Source organism: Komagataeibacter diospyri (assembly GCF_043995075.1).
GTDB lineage: Bacteria > Pseudomonadota > Alphaproteobacteria > Acetobacterales > Acetobacteraceae > Komagataeibacter > Komagataeibacter diospyri.
In genome coordinates, this window is the sequence record NZ_CP171836.1 from 2,649,091 (window position 1) to 2,675,689 (window position 26,599).

Genomic DNA, 26,599 nt, shown 5'->3' on the forward strand with positions numbered 1-26,599 from the left:
AGGCAAGAACGGTTAGAGAGATCATGGCCTTATCATCCGATACTTCCAAAACCATGCCCCCCGGCGCGCGCAGGGCGCCACCATGCACCTTGGTCATTTTCGGGGCGCATGGGGATCTGACCAAGCGGCTGCTCATGCCTGCGCTGTACAATCTGGTGGGCAACGGGCTGCTGGATGACGGCTTCCGCATCATCGGCGTAGACCGCGTGGACAGCACGACCGCGCAGTGGCGCGACGGGCTGGCCGACATGATGCAGTCCTTCACCCGTGATCCCAACGCCGAATTCCATCCTGCCAGCATCAACGCGCAGCAGTGGGACTGGCTGGCGCAGCGCCTGGAATACGTGCAGGCCGATTTCAGTGATGCGGACGCCCTGCGCCAGCTTGGTGCGAAACTGCCGGGTAACGCCATCTTCTACCTTGCCATCCCCTCGCGGTTTTTCGCCACGGTGGTGGAAACACTGGGCACGGCCGGGGTGGTGACGCAGAAGGAAGGTGTCTTCCGCCGCGTGGTGATTGAAAAGCCCTTTGGCTCCGACCTTGCTTCCGCGCAGGAACTCAACCGCCGGGTGCTGTCGGTGCTGGAGGAGTCGCAGGTCTTCCGCATTGATCACTTCCTGGGCAAGGAAACGGTGCAGAACATTCTCGCCATGCGATTCGGCAACCTGATATTCGAACCGTTGTGGCGCAACGAATATGTCGATCATGTCGAGATTACCGCCGCCGAGACCATCGGCGTGGAACAGCGCGGTGCGTTTTACGAACCGACCGGCGCGCTGCGTGACATGGTGCCCAACCACCTGTTCCAGCTGTTCGCCATGGTGGCGATGGAACCGCCCAACACGTTCGACGCCGAAAGCGTGCGCAACGCCAAGGAACAGCTGTTCGAGGCCGTGACCCCGATCGACCCGAAAGACGCCGTGCGCGGGCAGTACGCAGCTGGCACGGTGGAGGGCAAACCCATGGTCGGCTATCGTGAAAGCCCCGGCGTCGCCCCGCACAGCAACACCGAAACCTATGTGGCGCTGAAGCTGCATGTGGATAACTGGCGCTGGGCCGGGGTGCCGTTCTACCTGCGTACCGGCAAGGGGCTGGGGGGACGGCGGACCGAGGTCGTGGTGCAGTTCCGCAAGCCGCCGATGCTTATGTTCCGTGAAACCGAAACGGAGGAACTGCCCCCCAACCGCATCATCCTCAACATCCAGCCAGCCCAGGGGCTGACGGTGGAACTGGGGGCGAAAAAGCCGGGACCGGAAATGGACCTGACCGATGTGCAGGCCCGCTTCCGGTATGAGGACGTGTTCGCCAAATCCCCTAATGTCGGGTACGAAACCCTGCTGTATGACTGCCTGATGGGTGATGAAACCCTGTTCCAGCGCGCCGATAATATCGAGGCGGCATGGAAGGCCGTGGATCCCGTGCTGCAGGCATGGGCGAAGGATACGGCGGGGCCGGAATTATACGAAGCTGGCACGACAGGCCCCCGTGGGGCGGATGAACTGCTGCATCGTGACGGGCGGGCGTGGTACCCGCTCGATCGCGCCTGACGGTTTCAGGCGGGGCCTGGATACGGTCACGATCCTGTCGTGACGCGGTATCCAGACGCCGCCCGCAGAAGTTGCGGGCGGGAGGGGGCAGAAATCAGATCCTGCCCTGTAACGGGATGCGGGTTACTGCGCGGGTGTGGCCGTGCTGCCCTGCGCTTCAGCGGCCTTGGCCTGCTGTGCGGCGGTGTGTTCGCTGTCGCCCTCGCGGAACAGGGTATCGGCGTGCTTGCGCTGCTTCTTGGAGAAGCTGTCATACAGCGACGCGAACGCGGTGTTCAGCGTCTGCATGTCATGGGCGCGCTCGACCACCAGTTCGGCATAGGACTGCATGTTTTCCACGGCGTTCAGGGTCGGCAGCTTGCCGCGGCGGTCCTCGATCGCGTCATGCAGGCGCTGCCCGTTGTCGCGCATGTCCTGTGCGAAGGGGGCCCACAGGGCTTCCTGCTTCTTGGTGATGCCCAGTTCGTCATGCAGCGCCTTGATGTGCGCTTCCACCTGTTCCGGCTCAGGGTCGCGCGGGGTGTGGGCCAGCGGTGCTGTCGGGTTGGGCTTGCCTGCCTCTGTCTGGGCGGCTGCCGCGGGCTGCTGGTCAGCCGCCATGGCCATGGCGGGCAGCATCAGGAGGGCGGCAGCGGGTAGGAACCGACGGAACATCATGTTGTGTGTTTTCCTTCGCAGTGTGTGTCAGTGTGCGTGGGATGTGTCAGGGCTGCGGTTATCAGTAACCGCCACCATACGGGTAATAGGCCGGCGGCGGGGCAGCCGGCGCGGGCGTGGGATAATAGGCTGGCGGAGGGGCCGCTGCGCCACGTTCGGCCAGCGTGCTTCCCAGCATGGCGCCAACCGCAAGCCCGGCAAGGCCGCTGCCTACGGCCAGCCCCGCACCCCCGCCGCCACCACGGTGGCCGCCATAATAACCGCCGCGCGGTGGGGGCGGCGGCGGTCCACGATGTCCGCCACGCGGGCCGCCATGCCATGGCTGGGCCTGCGCGGCCGGTACGGCTGTTGCCAGTATGCCCAGCGCAAGGCTGGCTGACAGGAGGGAAGCGGTAAGTTTGCGCAGATGCATGGACTTTGAGAACCTCGACATGTCGTGAAGGCGGATAACGGGACAATCATGACCGATGTCCGTGTCGAAACGATGGCCGGCCATGTGTCAGGCAACCCATGGCAGACGTTTTGTCAGGGCGGATAACCGGTGACGACGCAGTTCGTTGCGTGCGCGGGCATCATTGGTCATGTAATTCAGCTGGATGGTATGGCGTGGGCCGACATACTGCCGGTGCCCATGCCATGTGTCCGGCCCGTTGGGAAAGACCAGCAACGTGCCGTTGACGGGCGGGATCTCGGCGGCGAAATCCTCAAGGTCATGCGCGTTGCGCAACAGCCGCAGGCAACCTTCGTGCCGTGACCATGCCGCGTCATCGGCAGCATTCAGGTACAGCAGGACGGTTACGCGCTTGCTGTCGGAATCGCGGTGGATGCGCCCGTCTTTCGCCCGCGTGCGTCCGCGCAGTGTCAGCATGGTCGGCGCGGTATCCAGATCCAGCGCGAATTTGCGTGCGATCAGGTTCCGCAGGCGTGGCCCCTCCAGCTCCCGCACCAGCTGCGCCATGAGGGGCGACAGCGTCAGGGCCTGGGGCGGGAAGGACCCGCCGGAGCGGATATCGGGCAGACTTGCCGCCAGGGCATGCAGGTCATCCGGCCCGATGAAATGCGGCACCACCACATGGGCGAATGGCGCGATGGACACCGCTGCCGCTTCCAGCGCCGCATAATCGGGGGTGACGGGTTGGATCATGCCATCCTGCAAGCTGGTTCAGTAAACGGCCCCCAGATTAAGCCCGGACACGTCCCCCCGCAAGACATGTGTACGGGGATCAGCCGCTGACCGTGTCCACCGCGTCCAGCACCCGGCTGGAATAGACCGTGGCGGCGCCCGCGTTCAGGGCGACGGCCACGCCCAGCGCCTCGGCAATTTCCGCTTTTGTCGCACCCGCCTTTACCGCCGCTGTGGAATGGACGGATATGCAGCCGTCGCACCGCGTGGTCACAGCCACGGCCAGCGCGATCAGTTCGCGTGTCTTGGCGTCCAGATGGCCGGTGCGCGCGGCGGCCTCGTCCAGCGTCTGGAGTCCCTTGATCGTGTCGGGCGACAGCGCGGCAAAGGCTTTGATAGAGTCGCCCAGATGGGCGCGGTAAGCGTTCCAGTCAGTCATCACAAACTCTCCATTTTGGATGGTTTCAGTTCACCAGATGGAGAGAACCCCTGTCATGACACAGTTTGGAGAGTTTACGGCCTTGATGGGGGGTTTGTTACGGACTATCGCCGAAATATCATGGATACAGATATCGCCCCCGCCCGCCCGTCCGCTGCGGCGCTGCCCGCAGGTACCGGCCCCCTCGCCGCCTATGAGGCCCGTGTGGCCTCGGGCCGTCTTGATCGTGACCCGGAACAGGAAAAGGCCGCCCGCAGGCTCGACCGCCTGTGGCGGGAACTGCGTGACTACCATCCGGTGGTCCAGCAGCACGCGCCACCGGTCTCGGGCTGGCTGGGCGGGCTGAAGGCGCGGCTGGGTCTGTCGGGACATGCCCCGGCTGAAACCCCGCGTCCGCGCGGCGTCTACATGGTGGGGCAGGTGGGGCGTGGCAAGACCATGCTCATGGACCTGTTCTTCAGTCTCGCGCCCGTGGAGCACAAACGCCGGGTCCATTTCCACCGCTTCATGCAGGACGTGCACCAGCGCCTGCATGACATGAAGGTGGCGAATCCCGGCCTGACCGATCCCATCCCCCCGCTGGCACGCCAGATCGCGCAGGAAGCGTGGCTGCTGTGCTTTGACGAATTCCAGGTCAATGACATTGCAGACGCCATGATCCTTGGCCGTCTGTTCGACTACCTGTTCGCCGATGGCGTGGTGGTGGTGGCGACATCCAATACAAAGCCCGAGGACCTGTTCCAGGACCGCCCCGGCGCTGATGCCTTCAAGCCGTTCATCGCCACGATGCTCAAGGAAGTGGATACCGTCATCCTCGATTCCCCGCGTGATTACCGCCGGGGCAACGCGCGCGGCATGCAGACATGGATCATCCCCGTTGATGATGCGGCGCGCCGCGAACTCGACTCGATCTTTACCCGGCTGGCCGACGGCGCGGCGGTCGTGCCGGTCACGCTGGACATCATGGGCCGCAGCCTGAAGGTGAAACAGGCGGCAGGCCCCGTCGCGCGCTTCAGCTTTGCCGATCTGTGCGGCAGGCCGCTTGGCGCGGGTGACTACCTGGCGCTGGCCACGCGGTTTCCCAACCTTGTCCTTGATGGGGTGCCGCGCATGGGGCCAGACAATTTTGACGAGGCCCGACGCTTCATTGTCCTGATCGACACGCTGTACGAACAGAACGTCAAGCTGTTCGCCTCCGCCGAGGACAGGCCCGACGCCATTTACGCCAAGGGGCAGGGCGCGACCGCGTTCGAGCGCACGGCGTCCCGTCTGGAAGAGATGCAGAGTGCCGCCTACATGCAGCTGCCGCACCTGAACGCATAAAGGGGGAAATGGGTGACGGGGTCACGCCATCGTGACGGTTATGGCGGTGGTGTGACTGGTCAGGCGGTAGGCAAGCCGGACTGTCTTTGCTTGGGTATGGGCAAGTTCGCATCAGCCGGGACGAACGCCACGGATAGGGATGTTTTGCATGCAGGTTTCCCCCGACCGGGGACAGGCACGAAAATGTCAGTATGCGCGGCAAGCAGACCTGATCCTGATGAATGATGGCGGCATCCCGGCATGGGTGCGGCTAGGGTAGCGATACAAATCGGGCCGGTGAAAGTTACAGGCCGGACCCGACAATAGCGCGGCCAAAAAAGGCCGCCAGCGAGGAGATGTCTTCAATATGGCGGGCGTAGATATTCTTTCGACCGCATTCAGTGGCGCCAATACAGCCTATCTGGCTGAATTGTATGCGCGCTGGGTGGCCGATCCCAACAGCGTCGATCCTTCCTTTGCCTCCCTGTTCCAGGAACTGCATGAGGATGGCCCGGAAATCGTTCATGATGCGGAAGGGGCGTCGTGGGCGCCACGGCCGCATATCATCACCGGTGACGAACCCGCACCCCTGCCGAATGGCAAGGCGGCGGGTGTTACGGCCGAAGGGCTGCGGGCCGCGGCTGATGACAGCCTGCGCGCAACCCAGCTGATCCGTGCGTTCCGCGTGCGTGGCCACCTTGAGGCCCGTCTGGACCCGCTGGGCCTGCAGGTGCCCCAGCCCCATGCCGACCTTGACCCGGCCACCTATGGCTTTGGCCCCAGGGATCTTGATCGTCCGATCTACCTTGGTCACATCGTCGCCAGCCTGATCGGGACCGATACCGCGACCATCAACCAGGTGCTTGACGCCCTGCGTGCTGTCTATTGCGGGCCGATCGGCGCGGAATTCATGCACATCCAGGACCCCGAGCAGCGCATGTGGGTGCAGGCGCGGCTGGAAGGTGACAACTGGCGCAAGGGCGCAAGCCCCGAGCAGAAAAAGGTCATCCTGCAGCAGCTGACCGAAGCGGAAGGGTTCGAGTCCTTCTGCCAGAAGCGTTACGTCGGCACCAAGCGCTTCGGTCTTGAGGGCGAGGACGTGACCATCCCCGCGCTGCATGCGATCATCGATCAGGCGGCAGCTGGCGGCGTGCGTTCGGTCGCCATCGGCATGCCGCATCGTGGGCGCCTGAACACGCTGGTCAACATCGTGCGCAAGCCCTACACCGCCATTTTCAGCGAATTCGCCGGTGCGTCCTTCAAGCCTGATGACGTGCAGGGGTCGGGCGATGTGAAATACCATCTCGGCACCTCCACCGATGTCGAGATTGGCGGGACCCCGGTCCATATCTCGCTTCAGCCCAACCCCTCGCACCTTGAGGCGGTGGACCCGGTCGTGATCGGCAAGGTCCGCGCGACGCAGGATGATGACGACCCCCAGCAGCGTGGCCGCCACATGGGCCTGCTGCTGCATGGCGACGCGGCGTTTGCCGGTCAGGGCATCGTGTATGAAACGCTGGCCATGTCGCAGCTGATCGGCTACCGCACCGGCGGCACGATCCACGTCGTGGTCAACAACCAGATCGGCTTCACCACCGTATCGGTTCATTCCTTTTCTGGTCTGTACTGCACGGATGTGGCCAAGGCGGTGCAGGCCCCGATCCTGCATGTAAACGGCGACGAGCCGGAAGCGGTGATCTACTGTTCGCGTCTTGCGGCCGAGTTCCGCCAGAAGTTCGCATCCGATGTGGTGCTGGATATCGTGGGCTACCGCCGTCACGGCCATAACGAGTCCGATGAGCCGTCATTCACCCAGCCCACCATGTACAAGGCCATTGCCGCGCGCCCGACCATTCGCACGCTGTATTCCGACCGCCTTGTGCGCGAGGGTGTCGTGACCGAGGCGGAGGTCACGGCCGAATGGGATGGTTTCCACAACAGGCTGGAAGAAGCCTATCAGGCGGCACAGGGTTACAAGCCCAACAAGGCGGACTGGCTGGAAGGCGCATGGCAGGGGCTGAAGCCGCCGCCGGTGGACGCCACCCGTCCCGCACCGGAAACAGGTGTCGCCATTGACCGGCTGAAGGAAGTGGGTGCGGCGCTGGCGCATGTGCCCGATGACTTCAACGCCAATTCCAAGATCGTCCGCCAGCTCAAGGCCAAGGCGAAGATGTTCGAGACGGGCGGGGGCATCGACTGGGCTACGGGTGAGGCGCTTGGCTTCGGCACGCTGCTGCTGGACAAGCACCATGTCCGCCTGTCGGGTGAGGACTGCCAGCGCGGCACCTTCAGCCAGCGTCATGCGGTGCTGATCGACCAGATCAACCAGAATACCTATGTGCCGCTGAACAACATCGCCAAGGATCAGGCCGCGATCGAGATCTACAACTCGCTGCTGTCCGAATTCGGTGTGCTCGGGTTCGAATACGGCTACTCGCTGGCCGATCCGAACGCGCTGGTGCTGTGGGAAGCGCAGTTCGGTGACTTCGCCAACGGCGCGCAGGTCATCATAGACCAGTTCATCGCATCAGGTGAGACCAAGTGGCTGCGCATGTCCGGTCTGGTCATGCTGCTGCCACACGGGTACGAAGGGCAGGGGCCGGAACATTCCTCCGCCCGTCTGGAGCGTTATCTCCAGCTCTGCGCCGAAAACAACATGCGCGTTTGCAACCTGACTACGCCGGCCAACTACTTCCACGCCCTGCGTCGCCAGCTGTTCCTTGATTACCGTAAGCCGCTGATCATCATGACGCCGAAATCCCTGCTGCGTCACAAGCTGGCGGTCTCTGAACTGAAGGATTTCGGTCCGGGCACGCGCTTCCTGCCGGTGATTGGTGAAATCGACCAGATCGCGGCCCCCGCCAAGGTAGACCGCGTGGTGATCTGTTCGGGCAAGGTCTATTACGACCTGCTGGCTGAACGCCGTGAACGCAAACTGGATAACGTCGCCATCATCCGGCTGGAACAGTTCTATCCCTTCCCCGAAAAGATGCTGGCGGAAGAACTGGCCCGCTACGCGCAGGCCAAGGTGATCTGGTGTCAGGAAGAGCCGGAAAACATGGGTGGGTGGAACTTTGTCGATCGTCTGATCGAAGGCGTGCTGACTTCCGTGAACCACAAGAGCACACGGCCGACCTATGTCGGGCGCGTGGCAGCGGCCAGTCCCGCCACGGGTCTTGCGAAGGTTCATGTCGCCGAGCAGACGGCGCTGGTGAACAGGGCGCTGGGTGTCAGCGCCTGAGGGCCACGGGCTTTACACATAAAGGATACGGGAACGGCGTTCCGGCCGTTCCCCTGAATAACGATAAGGCCGCCCGGGCGCGCGATTGGGGTGCCAGGGTGGCCAAGGGATTGGGAATCAAAAGATGTCTGCCGATATCAAGGTACCGACACTGGGCGAAAGTGTTACCACTGCAACCGTTGCAAAATGGCTGAAGCATCCGGGCGATGCCGTGAACGAAGATGATCCGTTGGTGGAACTGGAAACCGACAAGGTCAGTGTGGAAGTTCCCGCTCCGCAGGCTGGCGTGCTTGGCCCGCTGCTGGTTCCCGAGGGCGAGGAAGTCGAGGTCGGCACCGTGCTGTCCACCATCGAGGCCGGAAAAGGTGCAGCCCCCAAGGCTGCGGCCGCTCCCGCCCCCAAGAAGGAAGCAGCCCCCGCAGGCGTGCAGGCCCAGCCTGCGACCCCGGGCCCCGTCGCCCGTCCGGCAACGCCGCCGTCTGATGTCGCTGCACAGGGGGCGGCTGCCGTGGCTTTCCCGAGCGCGCGCAAGATGATGACCGAACAGGGCGTGTCCGCAGCCCAGGTCGGCACGGGTACCGGCAAGGATGGCCGTATAACAAAGGGTGACGTGCAGTCGTTCCTGTCGCAGCCGCGGGCAGCCCAGCCTGCGGCTGCCGCCCGCCCGCCGCGTCAGGACGACCCGCGTGAGGAACGCGTGAAGATGACGCGTCTGCGCCGCACCATCGCCCGTCGTCTGAAGGACGCGCAGAACACTGCCGCCCTGCTGACCACCTTCAATGAGGTGGACATGTCGGCGGTGATGCAGATGCGTGCCGAATACAAGGACCTGTTCATCAAGAAGCATAACGGCGTGAAGCTGGGCTTCATGTCCATCTTCAGCCGTGCGGTGATCGCGGCCCTGCAGGAATTCCCGGCCATCAACGCCGAAATCGACGGCGATGACGTGATCTACCGGGAATTCGTGAACCTCGGCATTGCCGTGGGTGGCCCCAACGGGCTGGTTGTGCCGGTGATCCGTGATGCGGACAAGATGAGCTTTGCCCAGATCGAAGGGACAATCGCAGGCTTTGGCAAGAAGGCACGCGAAGGCACGCTGAAGATCGATGAACTGTCGGGTGGCACGTTCTCGATCACCAATGGCGGCATCTATGGTTCGCTCATGTCCACGCCCATCATCAACGCGCCGCAGTCGGCCATCCTTGGCATGCATGCCATTCAGGATCGCCCGGTTGCCGTGGACGGGCAGGTGGTGATCCGCCCGATGATGTATATCGCCCTGACCTACGATCACCGGATCGTGGATGGCAAGGAAGCGGTCAGCTTCCTTGTGCGGGTCAAGCAGAACGTGGAAGACCCGCGCCGTCTGCTGCTGCAGGTCTGATGCCTGCCGGGGCCGTGCCATGCGCGGCCCCTACGCGCAACCGCATAGCAAGCAGGACTGAATAGACATGACAATCGACATCAAGGTGCCCACGCTGGGCGAAAGTGTGACCACGGCTACGGTCAGCAAATGGCTGAAGCAGCCCGGTGACGCCGTGAACGCGGATGAACCGATCGCTGAACTGGAAACCGACAAGGTCAGCGTGGAAGTCCCCGCCCCGCAGGCAGGTGTGCTTGGCGCGCATGCGGTGAAGGAAGGTGACGAGGTTGAGGTCGGGACCGTACTGACCACCCTGGCCCCCGGCGCCGGTGGCCAGAAGGCGGCCCCGGCAGCTGCCAAACCGGCCCAGTCCGCCCCGGCCGCCGCAGCACCTGCCGCCGCCCCCGCGCCTGCCGCCGAAGCCCCGGCCGAGACGGATTACGACGTGATCGTGATCGGTGCCGGCCCCGGTGGTTACGTGTGCGCCATCCGCGCGGCCCAGCTTGGTTTCAAGGTGGCGTGTGTGGAAAAGCGCGCGACGCTGGGGGGCACCTGCCTCAATGTTGGCTGTATCCCGTCCAAGGCGCTGCTGCAGCAGTCCGAGAACTTCCATGCCGCCAAGGATGAATATGCCGATATGGGCATTATCATCGACAGCGTAAAGCTGGATCTGGCGAAGATGATGGCGCGCAAGCAGTCCGTGGTCGAAGCCAACGTGAAGGGCGTGGAGTTCCTGTTCAAGAAGAACAAGATCACCTGGCTCAAGGGCACCGGCAAGGTTGAGGGTACGGGCCGCATCACGGTTGATGGCAAGCCGGTTACGGCCAGGCACATCGTGATTGCCAGCGGCAGCGACAGCGCCGGCCTGCCGGGTGTGGATGTTGATGAAAAGCAGATCGTCACCTCCACCGGCGCGCTCGAACTTTCCGCTGTTCCCAAGAAGATGGTGGTGATCGGTGGCGGCGTGATCGGGCTTGAGCTGGGCAGCGTCTGGCATCGTCTTGGCGCGGATGTGACGGTGATCGAATACCTCGACCGCCTGGTTCCTGGCACCGATAACGAAGTGGCCAAGACATTCCAGCGCATCCTGACCAAACAGGGCCTGAAGATGAAGCTGGGCCACAAAGTGACCAGGGCGGAAAAATCTGCCAAGGGCGTGACCCTGACCGTGGAACCCGCGCAGGGCGGAGCGGCGGAAACGCTGGAAGCCGACGTGGTGCTGCTGGCCATTGGCCGCACGGCGGCCAGCAAGGGCTTCGGGCTGGAGGAAGCCGGCATTGAACTGGACAGGCGTGGCCGGATCGTGACCGATGCGCATTACGCCACCAGCGTGCCAGGTATCTATGCCATTGGCGACGTGATTGCAGGCCCGATGCTGGCGCACAAGGCCGAGGAAGAAGGCGTGGCCGTGGCTGAACTGCTGGCCGGTCAGGCAGGCCATGTCAATTACGGCGCCATCCCCGCCGTAGTGTACACGTGGCCGGAGGTCGCGACCGTTGGCAAGACCGAAGAAAACCTGAAAGAAGAAGGGGTTTCCTACAAGGTTGGCAAATTCCCCTTCACTGCCAATGGCCGCGCACGCGCCATCGGCATGACGGACGGATTTGTGAAGGTGCTGGCGGATTCCACCACCGATCAGGTGCTGGGTGTGCATATCATCGGCCCGATGGCGGGCGAACTGATTGCCGAATGCACCATGGCGATCGAATTCGGCGCATCGTCGGAAGACATTGCACGCACCTGCCACGCCCACCCCACGCTGAGCGAGGCGGTAAAGGAAGCGGCGCTGGATGTGGACAAGCGCGCCATTCATATCTGAACCAGCGTACTAGATAAAAACCCCGCCCGACAGGTTTTCTGTCGGTCGGGGTTTTTATTTAAAGTAAAATAATCATATGAAAATTAATATATGATGCTGATATTGATTTTGATAAGCGCGCTGCCAATATAATTAACTGATTTATATTTATATATTCAGGAGTGATATGTCGATCTATATGGAATAAGTAATAAAATTTATGATCTATTTCTTTTTTAAAGGGCAGATTTTCCTGAATATTTTTGAAAAATCTTCACAAAAAATGGTTTAATGGTCTGAATACTGGTCCGTTATGCGCCATAACCTGAACGGTCTGGTATAATGTGGGCTCAGGCTGTCGTGGAAGCGGGATTCCACGCATCCTCACGCGTGATGCGGATCAGTTCCGTGGCGGAAACCGCGCGCGAGATGAAGAAGCCCTGCACATAGTCCACGCCCAACGTGCGCACGGTGTCGAATTCTTCCTGTGTTTCCACGCCTTCTACCGTTACGGCCAGATTGTAGCCATGCCCAAGCTTGATGAGGGAGGCCAGCAGGCTGCGGGCCTTGGTATCGGTTGCAATGTCACGCACAAGGCAGCGGTCCAGCTTCAGCGACTGCAGCGGCAGTTCCCGCAGCGTGGACAGGCGCACCGTGCCATACCCGAAATTGTCCATGGCCAGCCCGAACCCGTCTTCCGCCAGTCCACGCAGGCGCAGGCGGCTTTTTTCCGCGCGCCGTCCCTGCAGCATCTGTTCGGTAACTTCCAGCATGAAGGTGCTGGGGTCGAGGTTGAGCTGCCGGATTTCACTGAACAGGTCAATCTGCTGTTCAAGGTTCAGCAGGTCCAGATGTGACAGGTTGACCGCCAGACGCAGGCTGGGCAGGCCCGCTTCCTTCCACTTCTGGATGTCGTCATGGAAGGACTGCACCAGATGCGTTTCCATGATCTGGGCCAGCGCCGAATCCGCGAACACATCGGTGAACGCACCGGCGGAAAGCAGCCCGCGTTCGGGATGGTGCCAGCGCATCAGGGCTTCCGCCTGTTCGATCCGGCCGGTACGGGCGTTCAGGATGGGCTGGTAGTAAACCTCGAACTGTCTTTCCGCGACACCCTGCCTGGCTTCGGACAGGATCTTGGCACGTTCCATCGTGGTCTTGTGCAGGCTGGGCGTGAACATGCGCGCCTGCTTGCCGCCCGCCTGCTTGGCGGCATAGACCGCGACATCGGCGTTCTTCTGCAGGGCTTCCAGCGATTCCTCGCCAGTGATGGGGGTTGCGCCGATGCTGCCGGAAATACGCACGGTGGCGCTGTCCAGCATGATCGGTTCTTCCAGCAGGTTCTGGATCTTGTTCAGGATGGTCTGCAGCGGCATGATTTTCAGGCTGTGATGCAGGATCACCGCGAACTCGTCTCCGCCCAGGCGGCTGATGGCATCCTGCGACCCGATCAGTTCGATCAGGCGCGTCGCAATGGTCTTGAGTACCTCATCACCCGCATGGTGGCCGTGGATGTCATTGACGGGCTTGAACCCGTCAAGGTCGAACATCACCAGCACCTGCGGGTCGGCGTTGCGGCGTCTGCTCGCTTCCACGGCGGTGACAAGGCTGGCGTTGAACCCCCCACGGTTCAGCAGCCCGGTCATCATGTCGGTCGCGGCCTGCTTTTTCAGCCGCACCTTGGTGTTCATAAGCTCGGTAATTTCGAAACGGGTCGCGACAAACCCGCTTATTTCCCCGTTTGCGTTCTTGTGGGGGATGATGGTGGTCGCCACCCAGTAATGGCTGCCATCCTTGGCACGGTTGCACAGGTTACCATACCATGTCTGTCCCGAATACAGGGTCCGGTACATGTCCCGGAAAAACGCCTTGTTATGTTCCCCCGAGTTCAGGATGCGATGGGTATGGCCCATCAGCTCTTCGCGGGAGTACTGGCTGATCTGGCAGAATTTGTCGTTGACATAGGTAATGATCCCCTTGCGGTCGGTCACGGCGACAATAAGGACATTATCAACCACGTCCGCCCAGAAGTCGGCATCTTCATGTGTTAGGGCACGAAGCCTGTTATCATGGGGTGCGGACATTCTGGTACCTCGGATACGGAGCAGGAAACGGGGAATTACCTGTAAGCAGTCTAGGGTTATTTCTTTTTGTCGGAAACATTTTTGGCGGCAGGCGTGGCCGGCATGATCTCACGGATCGTCTTGTGCTGCCTGACCCATTTTTCCAGGTCATCGGGGGCCAGTGGCTTGGCGAACAGGTAACCCTGCATCACGTCACAGTTCAGTTCTTCCAGCAGGCGCCACTGCTGTTCGGTCTCGACCCCTTCGGTCACCACGGTCATGCCCAGGCGCGAACCGATGCCGATCACGGCCATGGTTACGGCCTGGGCATTGGTATCATGCTCGAAATCATTGATGAAGCTGCGGTCGATCTTGATTTCCGTCAGCGGCAGGCGCGTCAGCCGCGACAGGGACGAATACCCCGTGCCGAAATCATCCATCGACAGGCCACAGCCAAGGTTGCGGATGGACTGCAGCACTTCCTCGGTATCGCGGCTGTTGTCCATCATCACGCTTTCGGTGATTTCCACCGTCAGGCGCGCAGGCTTCAGGTCATGGTTTTTCAGCAGGGTTGCGATGTGTTCAGGCAGCGCGCGGTTACGGAAATGCACCGCCGACAGGTTGACCGCAACGGTGGGGACATGGATGCCGTCGCGGTCCCATTTCACGATCTGGCGGCAGGCTTCCAGCAGTGACCACCGGCCAATGGCCTCGATCTGTCCGGTTTCTTCCGCCACGGCAATGAAGCGGGAGGGATAGATGTTGCCCAGTGTCGGATGGTGCCACCGCGACAGGGCCTCCACACCGCTGAGTTCCAGCGTATGCGTGCGCACCTGCGGCTGGTAGTGCAGGTTCAGCATGCCCTTGGCCAGCGAATCACGCAGCGCGGAGCCCAGCACCAGCCGGTCCTGCGCCACCTGGTTCTTTTCCAGGTTGGCGAAGCGGAAGGTGCCTCGCCCGTTTTCCTTGGCCTGTCGCAGCGCTACATCCGCCGTGCTGAGTAGCGATTCACTATCCGGCCCGTTATCGGGATAGGAACTGATGCCGATCGAGCAGGAAATCGTCAGCGTGTTCTGCCCGATCTGCATGGGCCTGGCGATGGTGGCCAGCAGGCGTTCGGCAAACTCCGTGGCGTCCTTGCTGGGGCAGTTGGGTACCACCACCACGAATTCATCTCCGCCGGAGCGGCTGACGACATACCCGTCCAGCGCGATGGAGCGGATGCGGGCCGCGATCTCGACCAGGAACTGGTCGGCATAGACATGACCCAGCGCGTCGTTGATATCGCGGAAACGGTCGATATCAAGCATGAAGATGGCGAACTGGCGGTTGCCATCCTGCTTGTTGATCATGCCTTCGATCACCTTGTGGACCGAGGAGCGGTTGAGCAGCCCGGTCAGGCTGTCGAAATTGGCAAGGTGGGAAATATGTTCCTGTGTCGCATTCTGCTCGAACGCCAGCGCGCAGAAGGGGATGCAGGAATCGACAATGCGCTGCGGCCATGTGTTGCGGCCCTGGTTCTCACGCGCATACAGGGCGAAGATGCCCTTTACCTGACCCGAACGCGTGCAGACCGGTGTGCAGAAGCACTGCTGCAGCCCCAGCGAGATACCAAGCGAACGGTAGCTGTCCCATACCAGCCGCGTGGCGTAGTTGGAATCCAGCCGCAGCTTTTCCAGTTCGGAAGATGAAATGTACAGGCTTTCCAGTGACGCCCGGTACCGCTTCGGCAGGGTGGGGCTGGACAATACGCGCAACTGCCCGTCAGGCGCGATGAGCATGAGCACCGCAACCGTACCGGGCACGAAGCTTTCCACCCGGCGGCACAGCAGGTCGGCCACGTCCTGTATCAGCATGTCGCTGGCCAGCGCCTGCAGCACGTCGTTCTGCAGGATCAGGATCTTGCGCTGCTGGCTTTCATTGGTGACGTTCTTCATCACCCCCATGAAGAAGACGCGCCCGTCATCAGTCACGACCTTCGACAGCGACAGTTCACCGCAGATGTATTCCCCATCGCTGCGGGTGAACTCCACCTCACGCGATGTGCCGACAATACGGTTCTGGCTGCTGGTACGGCTGCGGTCCACAAATGCGTCATGACCACTGCGGTGCAGCAGGGGCACCAGCACGTTCACGTTCTGGCCAAGCACGTCCTTCTTGTCCAGGCCCCACAGGTTTTCCGCAGCGCTATTGAAAAAGATGACATGGTTCTTGTCATCAATAATAACGGTTGCGTCTATGGCCTGTTCCAGTGCCGAAATCAGGACTTCAGCGCTCAGGTTGGGCTTGGACATTGAATTACCTCGCAAAAAGGACAAGGACGGCCCGCCGCTACAAGCCGTGCGGACCGGGGGTCATGCAATATGGAACAGTCTGATCACGCTGCTTGCCGTACATGCCGTCATACATATCAAGGCAGGCAGGGCGGTGGTAGCAGCGGTCAACGGGATATCCTATGACCGAAAAGCATATATTTCATATTATATGGAATAATATTTATTCTGAATTTATATAAAATGGAACCATTAGACATAATTATGACAAAAACAGGACGGTCTATATACAGCATCCCGCCGCGCTGATCCATCACGTCATTTATTTAAAATATGTGTCTTTACCTGAACGGTTTATCGGGCGTGCTGCGATCACCACTGCAGCCCGAACATCCGCCGCAGCCCCGGCCGGTGCGTGGGGTTGCATGCCGTGTGGCATAACGGATCAGGGCGGTCGGGGCATGGACCTGCCGCAATACGGTAGCTGCCTGCCGCCAGCCCTTTTGCGCCAGCGCGGGAAACAGCCGTCCCGCCCAGTACAGCGCACAGGCCAGCACCAGCCCGCAGGCCAGCAGCGTCTGGAGCAGTGTTGCAGGGTGCATCAGAACATTCGTGCGATATGGCAGGTCAGGAACGCCGCTGCATAGGCCAGGGCGAACAGGTATCCCGCCGCCAGCGCCACCACCCGCCAAGACGCGGTTTCGCGCCGGATGACCGCAAGGGTCGCGACGCATTGCGGCGCATAGACATACCATGCCAGCAGCGACAGCGCGGTGGCCATGCTCCAGTGCGTGGGCAGCATCTGCCCAAGCTGGGCTGCGGCCTGATCGGTATCCGTGCCGGAACCAAGGGAATAGACCGTGGCCAGCGCGCCCACCGCGACTTCACGCGCGGCAAGGCCGGGGATCAGGGCCACGCAGATCTGCCAGTTGAAGCCCAGCGGCGCGAAGACCGGCATCATCAGGTGGCCGATCCGTCCCGCAAGGCTCCAGTCAATGGCCGGTCCCGGTGCGCCCGGCGGTGGGGCGGGAAAGCTGGACAGTCCCCATAGCAGCACCGTGAGCGAGACAATGGTCGTGCCCACGCGCATGAGGAATATGCGCGCACGTTCCCACAGCCCCAGCGCAAGGTCACGCGGGTTGGGCAGCCGGTAGGCGGGCAGTTCCATAAGCAGGGTGGCTTCCTGCCGGTCGGGGTCGCGCCAGCGCAGCACGCGCGCCACCACCACGGCGGAAATGATGCCCAGCGCGTACAGCCCGAACAGGACAAGTCCCTGCAGGTTCAGGAACCCGGCGATGTTGCGATGGGGAATGAACGCCCCGATCAGCAGCGTATAGACCGGCAGCCGGGCGGAGCAGGTCATGAGCGGTGCGATCAGGATGGTCACCAGCCGGTCGCGCGGGTTCTGGATCGTGCGTGTGGCCATGACACCGGGCACGGCGCAGGCGAAGCTGGACAGCAGCGGGATGAAGGAACGCCCGCTCAGGCCCGCGAATGACATGAGCCGGTCCAGCAGGAACGCCGCGCGTGGCAGATAGCCCGATTCCTCCAGCGCCAGTATCCATGCGAACAGGATCAGGATCTGCGGCAGGAATGTCACCACGCTGCCCGCACCTGCAATCACGCCATCCACGATCAGGCTGCGCAGCACGCCATCGGGCAGCAACCGCCCGACCTGCTGTCCCAGCCAGCCCATGCCCGCGTCTATACCGTCCATCAATGGCTGCGCCCACGCAAACACCGCCTGGAACATGAAAAACAGCAGAACGATCAGGATGACCGGCCCCCACACCGGGTGCAGCACCCAGCGGTCCAGCCGTTCTTCCACCCGGTCGGACAGGGGGGTGGACTGGGTAACGCAGTCCGACAGGATCTGCCGCACAATCGCATGCAGGTCCGTGCCCGCGGGCAGGGGGACGGGCACTGGCGGCAGCGTGTCATCAAGCTGCGCCAGCAGGCTGCGTGCCCCGTCGCGTTTGATGCCCACCGTGGGCACGACCGGCATACCGATTTCCGCCTGCAGGCGTGGCAGGTCGATTTCCATGCCACCGCGCTGGGCTGCATCAATCATGTTCAGCGCCAGTACCACCGGGCGGCCAAGGTTGCGCATTTCCAGCACGAAACGCAGGTGCAGCCGCAGGTTGGTCGCATCCGCCACGCAGACCAGCAGGTCAGGTGCGGCCTCCCCCCGGTAGGTTCCGGCGCAGACGTCGCGGGTCACGGCCTCATCGGGGCTGGTGGCGTTCAGGCTGTACGCACCGGGCAGGTCCAGCAGCCGCACGGTATGACCCGCGGGCGTGGTGAACCAGCCTTCCTTGCGCTCCACCGTGGCGCCGGCATAGTTGGCTACTTTCTGCCTGCTGCCGGTCAGCAGGTTGAACAGCGCCGTCTTGCCGCAGTTCGGGTTGCCGACCAGTGCAATGTTGAGGGGGGTCATGCCTGTGCCCCTGCCGGATGGACGTTCACGCGGTCCGCTTCCGTGCGGCGCAGGGCAAAGCGCGTGAAGCCGATGCGCACCGCCAGCGGGTCGCCACCCATGGGGGCGGTCGCGACAACGCGCACCGCCTCACCCGGCACGAAGCCAAGTTCACGCAGTCTCTGGGCTACGGGGTCGATGCTGCCGTGGTCATCAACGCTGTCAATCACGGCGTCGGTTCCGCGTGGCAGGTCACTCAGTCGCATAAGGCGATATTATCCGGACAATAGAAGTAAGTGATAATTATTATTAAATACTGGTGGTAATGTTGTCCATCATGTTTGTTCCGATACCTGCGCCGTGCCGGGTACGGGTATGTCTGTGGCGCATATAGTGCCCGCCTGCATTGCGGGCAGCGTGGACAGCACATGGAAAAACGTGCCCGATACCAATCCGCGCTGCCCGCCAGCCGTGCCGCGTGGTTCGCCATATCCGTCATGCATGTCCGCCAGCGGCGTATCATGACCCGGGCTGGTCACGGTGGCGTAATGGAATTCATGCCCGCGCAGGACCGTCCCCGCCTGGCCGATGGCGCAGTCATGGCGCAGGGTGGCGCTGCGGTAGCCAAGGTTCATGCGGCGTCTGGCAAAGGAAGTGGCATGCCCCAGCAGGCCGGTCATGCGGTGCGTCACACCCGCCTTGTCCGTCAGGCTTTCCCCCAGCACCATGAAGCCGCCGCATTCCCCATGCACCGGTCGGGTCTGCGCGAAGCGCGCCAGCGCATGGCGGAAATGCCCTGCCGCCGCCAGCCGTCCCGCATGCAGTTCGGGATAGCCACCGGGCAGCCAGCAGGCATCGCAGCCTTCAGACGGGCCTTCGTCATGGAGGGGGGAAAAGGACCGGATTTCGGCCCCCGCCCGGCGCCAGCCCGCCACCACATGTGCGTACAGGAAGGAAAAGGCCGCATCATTCGCCACCGCGATCCGCTGCCCCGGTGGAGGCAGGGCGATGGCGGTGGATGCCACGGGATCGATGCGCGGCGCCCGGGCGCAGGCCAGTATGGCGTCCAGGTCAAGGTCGCGTTCCGCCTGTGTTGCCAGCCGGGCCGCCAGTTCGTCCAACCCGCCATGCTCACGCGCCTGCACCAGCCCCAGATGGCGCTCGGGCATCTGTAGCTGCGTATCGCGGCCGAATGCGCCCAGCACCGGTATGCCCGTGGCGGTAATAGCCTGCGTCGCCATCGCGGCATGGCGGGGGGAGCCAACACGGTTCAGGATGACACCTGCGATCCGGACCGTGGGGTCCAGCGTGGCAAAACCCAGCGCGGTTGCTGCCGCTGACTGGCCCTGTCCCGAAATATCCAGCACCAGCACGACCGGCAGTCCAGAACGCGCGGCGATGTCCGCAGGCGCGCCTCGTGCGCCCTGTGGCGCCATAAGCCCGTCAAACAGCCCCATGGAGGCCTCGGTCACCAGTATTTCGCAGTCCGAGCAGGCCTGTGCCATGACATCATCCAGCAATTCGGGTGGCATGGCCCAGCTATCCAGATTGAGGCTGGACAGTCCGGTCAGTGCTTCATGAAAGGCGGGGTCGATATAGTCCGGCCCGGTCTTGGCCCCGCGTACCGCAACGCCCCTGCGGCGCAGGGCGGCCAGCAGGGCCAGCGTCAGCGTGGTCTTGCCGCCGCCTGATCGGGGTGCGGCTATCATCAGCCCTCGTGTCATCGTGTGCGTTCCTGCTAGACCGTGGTGAACGGAGCCACCTTTTACCCCCGTAGGGAAAGAAGATCACCCAGATGGAGCGTACCCATACCAGCCTGCGCCGGGGATGGACCACAGGCAGTTGCGCCACCGCCGCCGCCCGTGCCGCGTGGAACGGGCTTTGTGGGGGCGAATTTCCCGATCCGGTGATCATAACACTGCCCGGTGGGCAGCATGTGGCGTTCGCGCTGGCCGCCCATGGGCATGAAGGGGATGGCGCATGGGCGGCGGTGGTGAAGGACGCGGGCGACGACCCGGACGTAACCCACGGTGCGCATGTGCGCGTGGATGTGCGCCGTGGGCCACCGGGCAGCGGCGTAGTATTTCAGGCAGGCGATGGCGTGGGGACCGTGACCCTGCCCGGCCTGCCCATCCCGCCGGGTGAGCCTGCGATCAATCCCGTGCCCCGTCGCATGATCCGCACCGCCCTGCGTGACGCGGCGGGGCGGGAGCCGGATGTGGTGGTCACGGTGTCCATTGCCGGGGGGCGGGATATGGCGCGGCATACGCTCAATGGCCGTCTCGGGATCGTGGGGGGGCTGTCCATTCTGGGTACGACGGGCATTGTCGTGCCGTTTTCCTGTGCCGCATGGATCGACAGCATCCATCGCGGCGTGGACGTGGCGCGCGCGCTGCGCCTGCCCCATGTGGCGGGCTGCACGGGTGACGTGTCGGAACGGGCCACGCGGGCGCTGTACGGTCTGCCGGAGGAAGCCATGCTGGAAATGGGGGACTTTGCCGGTGGCCTGCTGAAATACCTGCGCCGCCATCCCGTGGGTCGTGTGACCATTGGCGGTGGTGTTGCGAAAATGACCAAGCTGGCGCAGGGCTTTCTGGACCTGCATTCCCGCCGGGGACAGGCCGATATGGCCCGTCTGGCCGATCTGGCGCGGGACATGGACGCCCCCGACGCGCTGGTGGCGGCCATTGCACAGGCCCATTCCGTCGCCGCCGCCTTCGCGCAGGCACAGCAGGCGGGGTTTCCTCTTGGTCCGGCGGTGGCGCGTGAGGCATGGGCACGTGCGCAGGGTGTTCTGGCAGGCAGCGACTGTATGCTGGATGTGCTGCTGTTTGACCGCGCAGGCCAGTTTGTGGCACGGCATGGCCCCTGTCGGGTTTAGAATAATGCCTTGATAAAAATTAAAAGTTTTTGGGTACCGTCCTTTTCAAAAAGGCGGCGTTCTTCGAAGCTTTTTGGAAAAAGCTTCACCGGACACTTTTGTCGCTTTCAGGTTTTTATTTTTCCCTGCGCACTCTTCCGGTCTTTCCGTCCACCTTTCGTCGTGGTCACAAACCGGATTTTTATTATTGTGCAGACAGTCCCTGCACGATTCAGGACCGGAAACGGCGGTGGTAATCGGCGTTATACAGCGCGCTTTCACGGAAATCATGCGTGCCCAGCGCCCGGCCAACCAGCACCAGCGCCGTGCGTTCGATCGGGTTTTCCGCCAGTTTGTGGCAGATATCGCCCAGCGTGCCGCGCAGTACCAATTGGTCGGGCCATGTCGCCCGCGCCACGATGGCGACGGGACAGTCCGCGCCATAAAACGGCGTCAACTGCTCCACGATCCGGTCCAGCACATGAATGGCCAGATGGATGGCAAGCGTCGCCCCTGTCGCGCCGAAAGCCGCCAGCTTTTCACGCTCCGGCATGGCCGATGCCCGACCGCTGACGCGGGTCAGCACCACGCTCTGCGCCACTTCGGGCACTGTCAGTTCACGCTCCAGCACTGAGGCGGCGGCGGCAAAAGCGGGCACGCCTGGCGTCATGGTCCATGGAATGTTGTGGCGGTCCAGGCGGCGGATCTGCTCGGCCACGGCGCTGTAGACCGACAGGTCGCCCGAATGCAGGCGGGCAATATCCTGTCCTGCCGCATGCGCCCTGACGTATTCCGCTTCGATCAGGTCCAGCGTCAGGGGGGCCGTATCCACCAGCCGTGCATCTGACGGGCAGTGTTCCAGCATTTCAACCGGTACGATGGAGCCTGCGTACAGGCAGACCGGGCATTTCGCCAGCAGGTCGCGCCCGCGCAGGGTCAGCAGGTCGGCAGCCCCCGGGCCTGCGCCAATGAAGTGTACGGTCATGCATCCTCTCCCTGTGCCATGGCACATGTTGCGTGGGTGCCGGTCAGGCGCGGCACGATCAGTCGTGAGTGTGGCCCCGCCGCCGCCAGCGCGCAGCCTTCCGCCACTGAAGCGGCCCCCAGCGTCGCCAGCGCGCGGGCGGATCGGGTGACGCAGCGCGGCTGGGCAGCGGCCAGTTCATCGGGTGCCACCGCGCGCAGCATCAGGCCCAGTCGGGCGAGTGCTGTCCGCAACCCGGCTTCGCGGTAGCGGAAGGCGGGCACGGCCACAAGGTCGGGCCGCATGCCGCAGCGTTCATGGGCTTCGCGCAGCAGCCCAAGGATCACATCCGCCGCACATCCGCTGCGCAGGCCAAGTCCCGCGACAATCATGCAGGCGTATCCCGCGTGCGGGTGACGGCATAGCTGGTTACGGTCATGCCGGGACGGAAGCTGTGGAAGCGCCCGATGGTCTCCAGCCGTTCCACCTGCATGCGCGTCAGCGTACCACCCCAGCGGGCATGGGCAGCGATGACGGTTGCCTCGCTTTCCAGCGTCACGGCGTTGGCGACCAGTCGCCCACCGGGGCGCAGGGCATGCCATGCGGCATCAAGCATGCCGGGATTGCTTATGCCGCCGCCAATGAAGATGGCATCGGGGGGCGGCAGGCCACCGGTTGCAAGCGTGGGCAGGACAGCAGGCGCTTCCCCCGCCACGACATGCAGCGCAGGTACGCCAAGGTTCAGGGCGTTATGGGCGATACGTGCCCGGCGATCGGCTGCTTTTTCAATGGCGACGGCCCGGTTGGCGGGGTGGCGCAGCATCCATTCAATGCTGATGGACCCCGATCCCCCGCCAATGTCCCACAGGACCTCGCCCCGTCGTGGAGCAAGGGCGGACAGGGTCGCGGCACGGATCTCGCGCTTGGTGATCTGCCCGTCATGGGAAAACAGTTCATCAGGCAGCCCGCAGGACAGCGGAATGACCAGCGCATCACGCGTGGCCACGATGTCCAGCGCCATCAGGTTCAGCCGGGGCAACCGGGGCGCATCTGTTGCCATCTCGGCTGCTGTTGCGGTGTGGTGTGTCTGGCCTGTCCCGCCAAGTGCGCCCAGCACGTGCAGGGTGGATGGCCCGAAGCCACGTTCATGCAGCCAGCGTGCAAACCGGACCGGGCTGTCTTCATCCGCTGACAGCACCACCAGCCGTGCGCCCGGCTGCAGGGCAGGGGCCACGGTTTCCATCGGGCGACCGCATAGGGACAGCACGTTTATGTCCTGTTCCGCCCAGCCCAGCAGATTGCATGCCAGCGCCACGCAGGACGGGGCTGGATAACAGATCATTTCACCCATCGGTACATGACGGCGCAGCGTGGTCCCGACTCCAAACAGGAACGGGTCGCCCGACGCCAGCACACAGACTGCCTGCCCCCGGTGGGCCAGAATCCGGTCGATGCCATCGGCAAAGGGATGCGGCCATGCCAGCGTGCGCCCGGTTATCACCGATGCCGCAAGGGCAAGGTGGCGTGCGCCACCAACCACCAGCCCCGCCCCCGCGATCAGGGTGCGGGACGCGGGCGGCAGCCCCTCGACACCGTCTTCGCCAATGCCGATAACATGCAGCCATGGGGTGGTCATGCGCGTGCCCCGCTGAATGCAAGAGGGAAAAGATGCGGGTTCTGGTTCTGGGTGGCACGACTGAGGCCCGCGCGCTTTATGGACTGCTGGAACAGGCGGGGGCGCGTTTTGCTGTCACGGTCTCCCTCGCCGGGGCCACGCGCGCGCCGGTCCTGCCCCGGCTGGCGGTCAGGATTGGCGGGTTTGGCGGTGTGGATGGCCTGTATGACTGGCTGCTGGCGCACCTGGTCGACGCGGTTATTGATGCTACCCATCCCTTTGCCGTGCGCATGAGTGGCAACGCCGTGCAGGCGTGTACGCGGGCCGGTGTCGCGCTGCTGCGCGTCGAACGCCCCGGCTGGACGCCGGTTGAAGGGGACCACTGGATACGGGTGGCCAGCATGCAGGCCGCCGCCCGCGCGCTGGGGAGCACGCCACGCCGTGTGCTGCTGACGGTGGGGCGCAAGGACCTGCTGCCCTTCCATCATGCGGGGGCGCATGACTGGCTGCTGCGCAGCGTGGACCGGCCGGATGCATCCCTGCTGCCGCCCGGCGCGCGGGTATTGCAGGCGCGCGGTCCCTTTGATGTCGCGGCGGAGGAGGCCCTGCTGCGCGATGAACGGATTGATGTGATCGTCACCAAGAATTCCGGTGGCACCGCCACCCATGCCAAGCTGGTGGCGGCCCGCGCGCTGGGCCTGCCGGTCATCATGGTGGACCGGCCTGCTGTGGCGCCCGCCCCCACCGTGGCTGATGCGGAGGAAGCCATGGCATGGCTGGAGCGCCTTTATGCGCACGACTCCTCCACCCGGCGGGAGGTATAAAGCCACTTCCCACCATCCGCGCGGTCGATCACATGGGTCAATGGGCAGCCGATCAGCACCAGCGTGCTCATGTCCACCCGTTCGGGATCGGCATGGGCAATATCGGTCAGGATCACCCGTTCGTCCGGGCGGCCAATGGCGCGGGCGAAGGCCACCGGCACATCACCGGGCAGGATGGTGCGCAGCAGGTCCAGCGCCTCGCCCAACTGGTCGGGCCGGGCTTTCGATCGCGGATTATACAGCGCAATGACCAGCCCCGCATCCGCAGCTGCCGCCAGCCTGCGATGCACGACCGCACGTGGCTTGAGGTTATCTGACAGGGAAATGACACAGAAATCCCCCCCCAGCGGCGCGCCCAGCCGGGCGGCAGCCGCCAGCACGGCGGAAACGCCGGGAATGACCGTGACATCCACCCCCCGCCACGCGGCGGGGCCATGGTCTATGGCCTCGAACACTGCGCTGGCCATGCCGAATACGCCTGCATCCCCACCGGATACGACCGCAACACTCCGTCCTGCCAGCGCCAGTTCAGCGGCATGGCGCGCGCGGTCCAGTTCCACGCGATTGTCGGATGCATGGCGCACGACTTCCGGCCCGGCCTCGACCCGCGCGACATAGGGTGCATAGCCGATCAGGTCGGTCGCCTGCGCCAGTGCGGCACGTGCCTGCGGTGTCATCTGTTCCGGCGCGCCGGGGCCAAGACCCACGATGAAGATGCGCCCTGCCGCCTGCTGCGTCATCGCGCGTCCTCCCGTCCCGGGACAAGGATGATGGAAAAATACGGGGCCGGTCCCGTCATGTCGGTCAGCTTCATCCAGCGCTGCTGCGGCTGGGTCGCGCGTTCGACATAGATCGCACGCGTTTCGCGGCCCGCATGGCGCAGGGCGGTGCGCACCTTTTCAAGGTTGCGGCCCAGCTTCATGATGACCGCGGCCTCCGCCCGTTCCAGCCATCTGGTCAGTTCCGCCTCATCCAGCGTGCCGGGAATGACGCACAGCACGTCATCGCCGTGCACCATCGGCTGACGTGCCGCCGACCAGCACCCGGCCATGGCCGTAATGCCAGGCACGACCGTGCAGGCAAAGCGTTCGTGCAGCCGGTCAAACACATACATGGCCGATCCGAACAGGAACGGGTCCCCTTCACACAGCAGGGCAACGTCCTGCCCGTTCTGCAGGCGGGTTGCGATGTGTGCGGCGCATTCGTCGTAAAAAGCCGCCATGCGCACGAGATAGGTCGGGTCGCTGACAGAGATTTCAGTGGTGAAGGGATAGGCAAAGCGCATGGTCTCGGCCTGTTCGGGCAGCATGTCGCCCGCAATCTGGCGGGCATGGCCGGGGCGGTCATGGCGACAGAACCATGCCACCACCGGGCTTTCACGCAGCACGCGCGCGGCTTTTACGGTCATGAGTTCCGGGTCGCCCGGCCCCATTCCCAGAATGGACAGACGGCCCGTAGCAGGACTGGCGTTCATTCCGCTTCACTCGCCAGCGCGTTGACAGTAGCCGCCGCCATGGCGCTGCCGCCCAGTCGCCCACGTACGATAATGAACGGCAGGTCGCCAAATTCCGCCAGCGCTTCCTTGGATTCCGCGGCACCGACAAAACCGACCGGCATGCCAATGACCGCAGCGGGCCGGGGCGCGCCCGCACGGATCATTTCCAGCAGGTGGAACAGCGCGGTTGGCGCGTTGCCAATGGCCACCACCGCGCCATCAAGCTGGTCGCCCCACAGGTCCATTGCCGCGGCCGAGCGGGTATTGCCGATTTCCTTCGCAATGCCCGGTGTGCGCGGGTCGCGCAGCGTGCAGATGACCGGGTTTTCGGCGGGAAGGCGCGTACGGGTCACGCCGTGGGCGACCATGTTGGCGTCACACAGTATAGGCTTTCCCGCCAGCAGGGCGGCGCGCGCGCTGCTTACAAAATCGGGGGACATGCGGATGGATTTCACCACATCCACCATGCCGCAGGCGTGGATGATGCGTACGACCACGCGGGCTTCGGCCTGGCTCAGTCCGCTCAGGTCGGCTTCGGCGCGGATGATGGCAAAGGAACGGGCATAGATCGCCGCCCCCTCATGAATGTAGTCGTACGGTTCCGTCTGCGGGGTCATGC

Annotated in this window: 23 protein-coding genes; 7 read left to right on the plus strand and 16 right to left on the minus strand. The window is 63.4% G+C overall.

What is annotated here, in order from left to right; genetic code table 11:
* Window positions 1–23 precede the first annotated feature (23 nt).
* Window positions 24–1,547, plus strand: a complete 1,524-nt coding sequence (zwf, locus tag ACE2AA_RS12425) for a glucose-6-phosphate dehydrogenase (RefSeq protein ID WP_141301790.1) — start codon at window positions 24–26, stop codon at window positions 1,545–1,547.
* A gap of 123 nt (window positions 1,548–1,670) precedes the next feature.
* On the opposite strand, the gene ACE2AA_RS12430 is transcribed toward zwf, so the two are convergent.
* The 4 genes from ACE2AA_RS12430 to ACE2AA_RS12445 form a co-directional block, all read right to left on the minus strand.
* Entirely contained in the window at window positions 1,671–2,204 is a 534-nt protein-coding gene (locus tag ACE2AA_RS12430) for a Spy/CpxP family protein refolding chaperone (protein ID WP_141301792.1), read from the minus strand.
* A gap of 61 nt (window positions 2,205–2,265) precedes the next feature.
* Complete coding sequence (locus ACE2AA_RS12435) at window positions 2,266–2,616, minus strand: hypothetical protein (protein ID WP_141261720.1); 351 nt, start codon at window positions 2,614–2,616, stop codon at window positions 2,266–2,268.
* Window positions 2,617–2,703: 87 nt separating this feature from the next.
* Window positions 2,704–3,348: a 2OG-Fe(II) oxygenase gene (locus ACE2AA_RS12440; RefSeq protein WP_141261721.1), complete on the minus strand. Its 645-nt coding sequence runs from the start codon at window positions 3,346–3,348 to the stop codon at window positions 2,704–2,706.
* Window positions 3,349–3,427: 79 nt separating this feature from the next.
* Window positions 3,428–3,766 (minus strand): carboxymuconolactone decarboxylase family protein, encoded by a 339-nt coding sequence (locus tag ACE2AA_RS12445; RefSeq protein WP_395369977.1) that lies wholly within the window; start codon window positions 3,764–3,766, stop codon window positions 3,428–3,430.
* A gap of 120 nt (window positions 3,767–3,886) precedes the next feature.
* Between ACE2AA_RS12445 and zapE the strand changes: the two genes are divergently transcribed.
* From zapE to lpdA, 4 genes are all read left to right on the plus strand, one after another.
* Window positions 3,887–5,089 carry a cell division protein ZapE gene (zapE, locus tag ACE2AA_RS12450; RefSeq protein WP_141261723.1) on the plus strand — a complete coding sequence of 401 codons (1,203 nt, stop codon included), beginning with the start codon at window positions 3,887–3,889 and terminating at the stop codon, window positions 5,087–5,089.
* Between the two features lie 346 nt (window positions 5,090–5,435).
* On the plus strand, window positions 5,436–8,309 hold the full coding sequence (locus tag ACE2AA_RS12455) for a 2-oxoglutarate dehydrogenase E1 component (protein ID WP_141301794.1): 2,874 nt from the start codon (window positions 5,436–5,438) through the stop codon (window positions 8,307–8,309).
* Between the two features lie 124 nt (window positions 8,310–8,433).
* The gene (odhB, locus tag ACE2AA_RS12460; protein ID WP_141261725.1) at window positions 8,434–9,693 is read left to right on the plus strand and encodes a 2-oxoglutarate dehydrogenase complex dihydrolipoyllysine-residue succinyltransferase; all 1,260 of its coding nucleotides are present in this window, start codon (window positions 8,434–8,436) and stop codon (window positions 9,691–9,693) included.
* Between the two features lie 67 nt (window positions 9,694–9,760).
* Entirely contained in the window at window positions 9,761–11,491 is a 1,731-nt protein-coding gene (gene lpdA / locus ACE2AA_RS12465; RefSeq protein ID WP_395369979.1) for a dihydrolipoyl dehydrogenase, read from the plus strand.
* Between the two features lie 329 nt (window positions 11,492–11,820).
* Here lpdA and ACE2AA_RS12470 read toward each other — a convergent pair whose 3' ends face one another.
* The 6 genes from ACE2AA_RS12470 to ACE2AA_RS12495 all read right to left on the minus strand — a co-directional run bounded on the left by ACE2AA_RS12470 (window position 11,821) and on the right by ACE2AA_RS12495 (window position 19,946).
* Entirely contained in the window at window positions 11,821–13,554 is a 1,734-nt protein-coding gene (locus ACE2AA_RS12470) for a putative bifunctional diguanylate cyclase/phosphodiesterase (RefSeq protein WP_395369980.1), read from the minus strand.
* Window positions 13,555–13,610: 56 nt separating this feature from the next.
* Complete coding sequence (locus ACE2AA_RS12475) at window positions 13,611–15,827, minus strand: EAL domain-containing protein (protein ID WP_141261728.1); 2,217 nt, start codon at window positions 15,825–15,827, stop codon at window positions 13,611–13,613.
* Between the two features lie 320 nt (window positions 15,828–16,147).
* Window positions 16,148–16,408 carry a DUF6587 family protein gene (locus ACE2AA_RS12480; RefSeq protein ID WP_141261729.1) on the minus strand — a complete coding sequence of 87 codons (261 nt, stop codon included), beginning with the start codon at window positions 16,406–16,408 and terminating at the stop codon, window positions 16,148–16,150.
* Window positions 16,408–18,243, minus strand: a complete 1,836-nt coding sequence (gene feoB, locus ACE2AA_RS12485) for a ferrous iron transport protein B (protein WP_395369981.1) — start codon at window positions 18,241–18,243, stop codon at window positions 16,408–16,410. The genes ACE2AA_RS12480 and feoB overlap by 1 nt, the downstream gene beginning before the upstream one ends.
* Window positions 18,240–18,488, minus strand: a complete 249-nt coding sequence (locus ACE2AA_RS12490; RefSeq protein WP_141261731.1) for a FeoA family protein — start codon at window positions 18,486–18,488, stop codon at window positions 18,240–18,242. Before ACE2AA_RS12490 ends, feoB begins: the two co-directional genes overlap by 4 nt.
* Before the next feature lie 69 nt (window positions 18,489–18,557).
* A complete protein-coding gene (locus ACE2AA_RS12495; protein ID WP_395369984.1) occupies window positions 18,558–19,946 on the minus strand; it encodes a cobyrinate a,c-diamide synthase in 1,389 nt (462 codons plus the stop codon).
* Window positions 19,947–20,017: 71 nt separating this feature from the next.
* Here ACE2AA_RS12495 and ACE2AA_RS12500 point away from each other — a divergent pair, with 71 nt between their 5' ends.
* Complete coding sequence (locus tag ACE2AA_RS12500) at window positions 20,018–21,103, plus strand: cobalt-precorrin-5B (C(1))-methyltransferase (protein WP_141301798.1); 1,086 nt, start codon at window positions 20,018–20,020, stop codon at window positions 21,101–21,103.
* Window positions 21,104–21,314: 211 nt separating this feature from the next.
* On the opposite strand, the gene cobM is transcribed toward ACE2AA_RS12500, so the two are convergent.
* From cobM to cbiE, 3 genes are read right to left on the minus strand one after another with little or no spacing between them, the layout of a single operon-like run.
* Complete coding sequence (gene cobM, locus ACE2AA_RS12505; RefSeq protein WP_395369986.1) at window positions 21,315–22,067, minus strand: precorrin-4 C(11)-methyltransferase; 753 nt, start codon at window positions 22,065–22,067, stop codon at window positions 21,315–21,317.
* Window positions 22,064–22,438, minus strand: coding sequence for a cobalamin biosynthesis protein (locus tag ACE2AA_RS12510; protein ID WP_141261734.1), 375 nt, complete (start codon window positions 22,436–22,438; stop codon window positions 22,064–22,066). Before ACE2AA_RS12510 ends, cobM begins: the two co-directional genes overlap by 4 nt.
* The gene (gene cbiE, locus ACE2AA_RS12515) at window positions 22,435–23,682 is read right to left on the minus strand and encodes a precorrin-6y C5,15-methyltransferase (decarboxylating) subunit CbiE (RefSeq protein WP_395369988.1); all 1,248 of its coding nucleotides are present in this window, start codon (window positions 23,680–23,682) and stop codon (window positions 22,435–22,437) included. Before cbiE ends, ACE2AA_RS12510 begins: the two co-directional genes overlap by 4 nt.
* A gap of 32 nt (window positions 23,683–23,714) precedes the next feature.
* On the opposite strand from cbiE, the gene ACE2AA_RS12520 reads away from it, so the two are divergent.
* Window positions 23,715–24,485 (plus strand): cobalt-precorrin-6A reductase, encoded by a 771-nt coding sequence (locus ACE2AA_RS12520; RefSeq protein ID WP_395369990.1) that lies wholly within the window; start codon window positions 23,715–23,717, stop codon window positions 24,483–24,485.
* On the opposite strand, the gene cobJ is transcribed toward ACE2AA_RS12520, so the two are convergent.
* Genes cobJ through ACE2AA_RS12535 form a run of 3 tightly spaced genes read right to left on the minus strand, consistent with a single transcriptional unit; the run spans window position 24,449 to window position 26,597 of the window.
* On the minus strand, window positions 24,449–25,225 hold the full coding sequence (gene cobJ / locus ACE2AA_RS12525) for a precorrin-3B C(17)-methyltransferase (RefSeq protein ID WP_395369992.1): 777 nt from the start codon (window positions 25,223–25,225) through the stop codon (window positions 24,449–24,451). The genes ACE2AA_RS12520 and cobJ overlap by 37 nt on opposite strands.
* On the minus strand, window positions 25,222–25,959 hold the full coding sequence (locus tag ACE2AA_RS12530; RefSeq protein ID WP_395369993.1) for a precorrin-2 C(20)-methyltransferase: 738 nt from the start codon (window positions 25,957–25,959) through the stop codon (window positions 25,222–25,224). The genes cobJ and ACE2AA_RS12530 overlap by 4 nt, the downstream gene beginning before the upstream one ends.
* The gene (locus ACE2AA_RS12535; protein ID WP_141301808.1) at window positions 25,956–26,597 is read right to left on the minus strand and encodes a precorrin-8X methylmutase; all 642 of its coding nucleotides are present in this window, start codon (window positions 26,595–26,597) and stop codon (window positions 25,956–25,958) included. The genes ACE2AA_RS12530 and ACE2AA_RS12535 overlap by 4 nt, the downstream gene beginning before the upstream one ends.
* Between the last annotated feature and the right edge of the window lie 2 nt (window positions 26,598–26,599).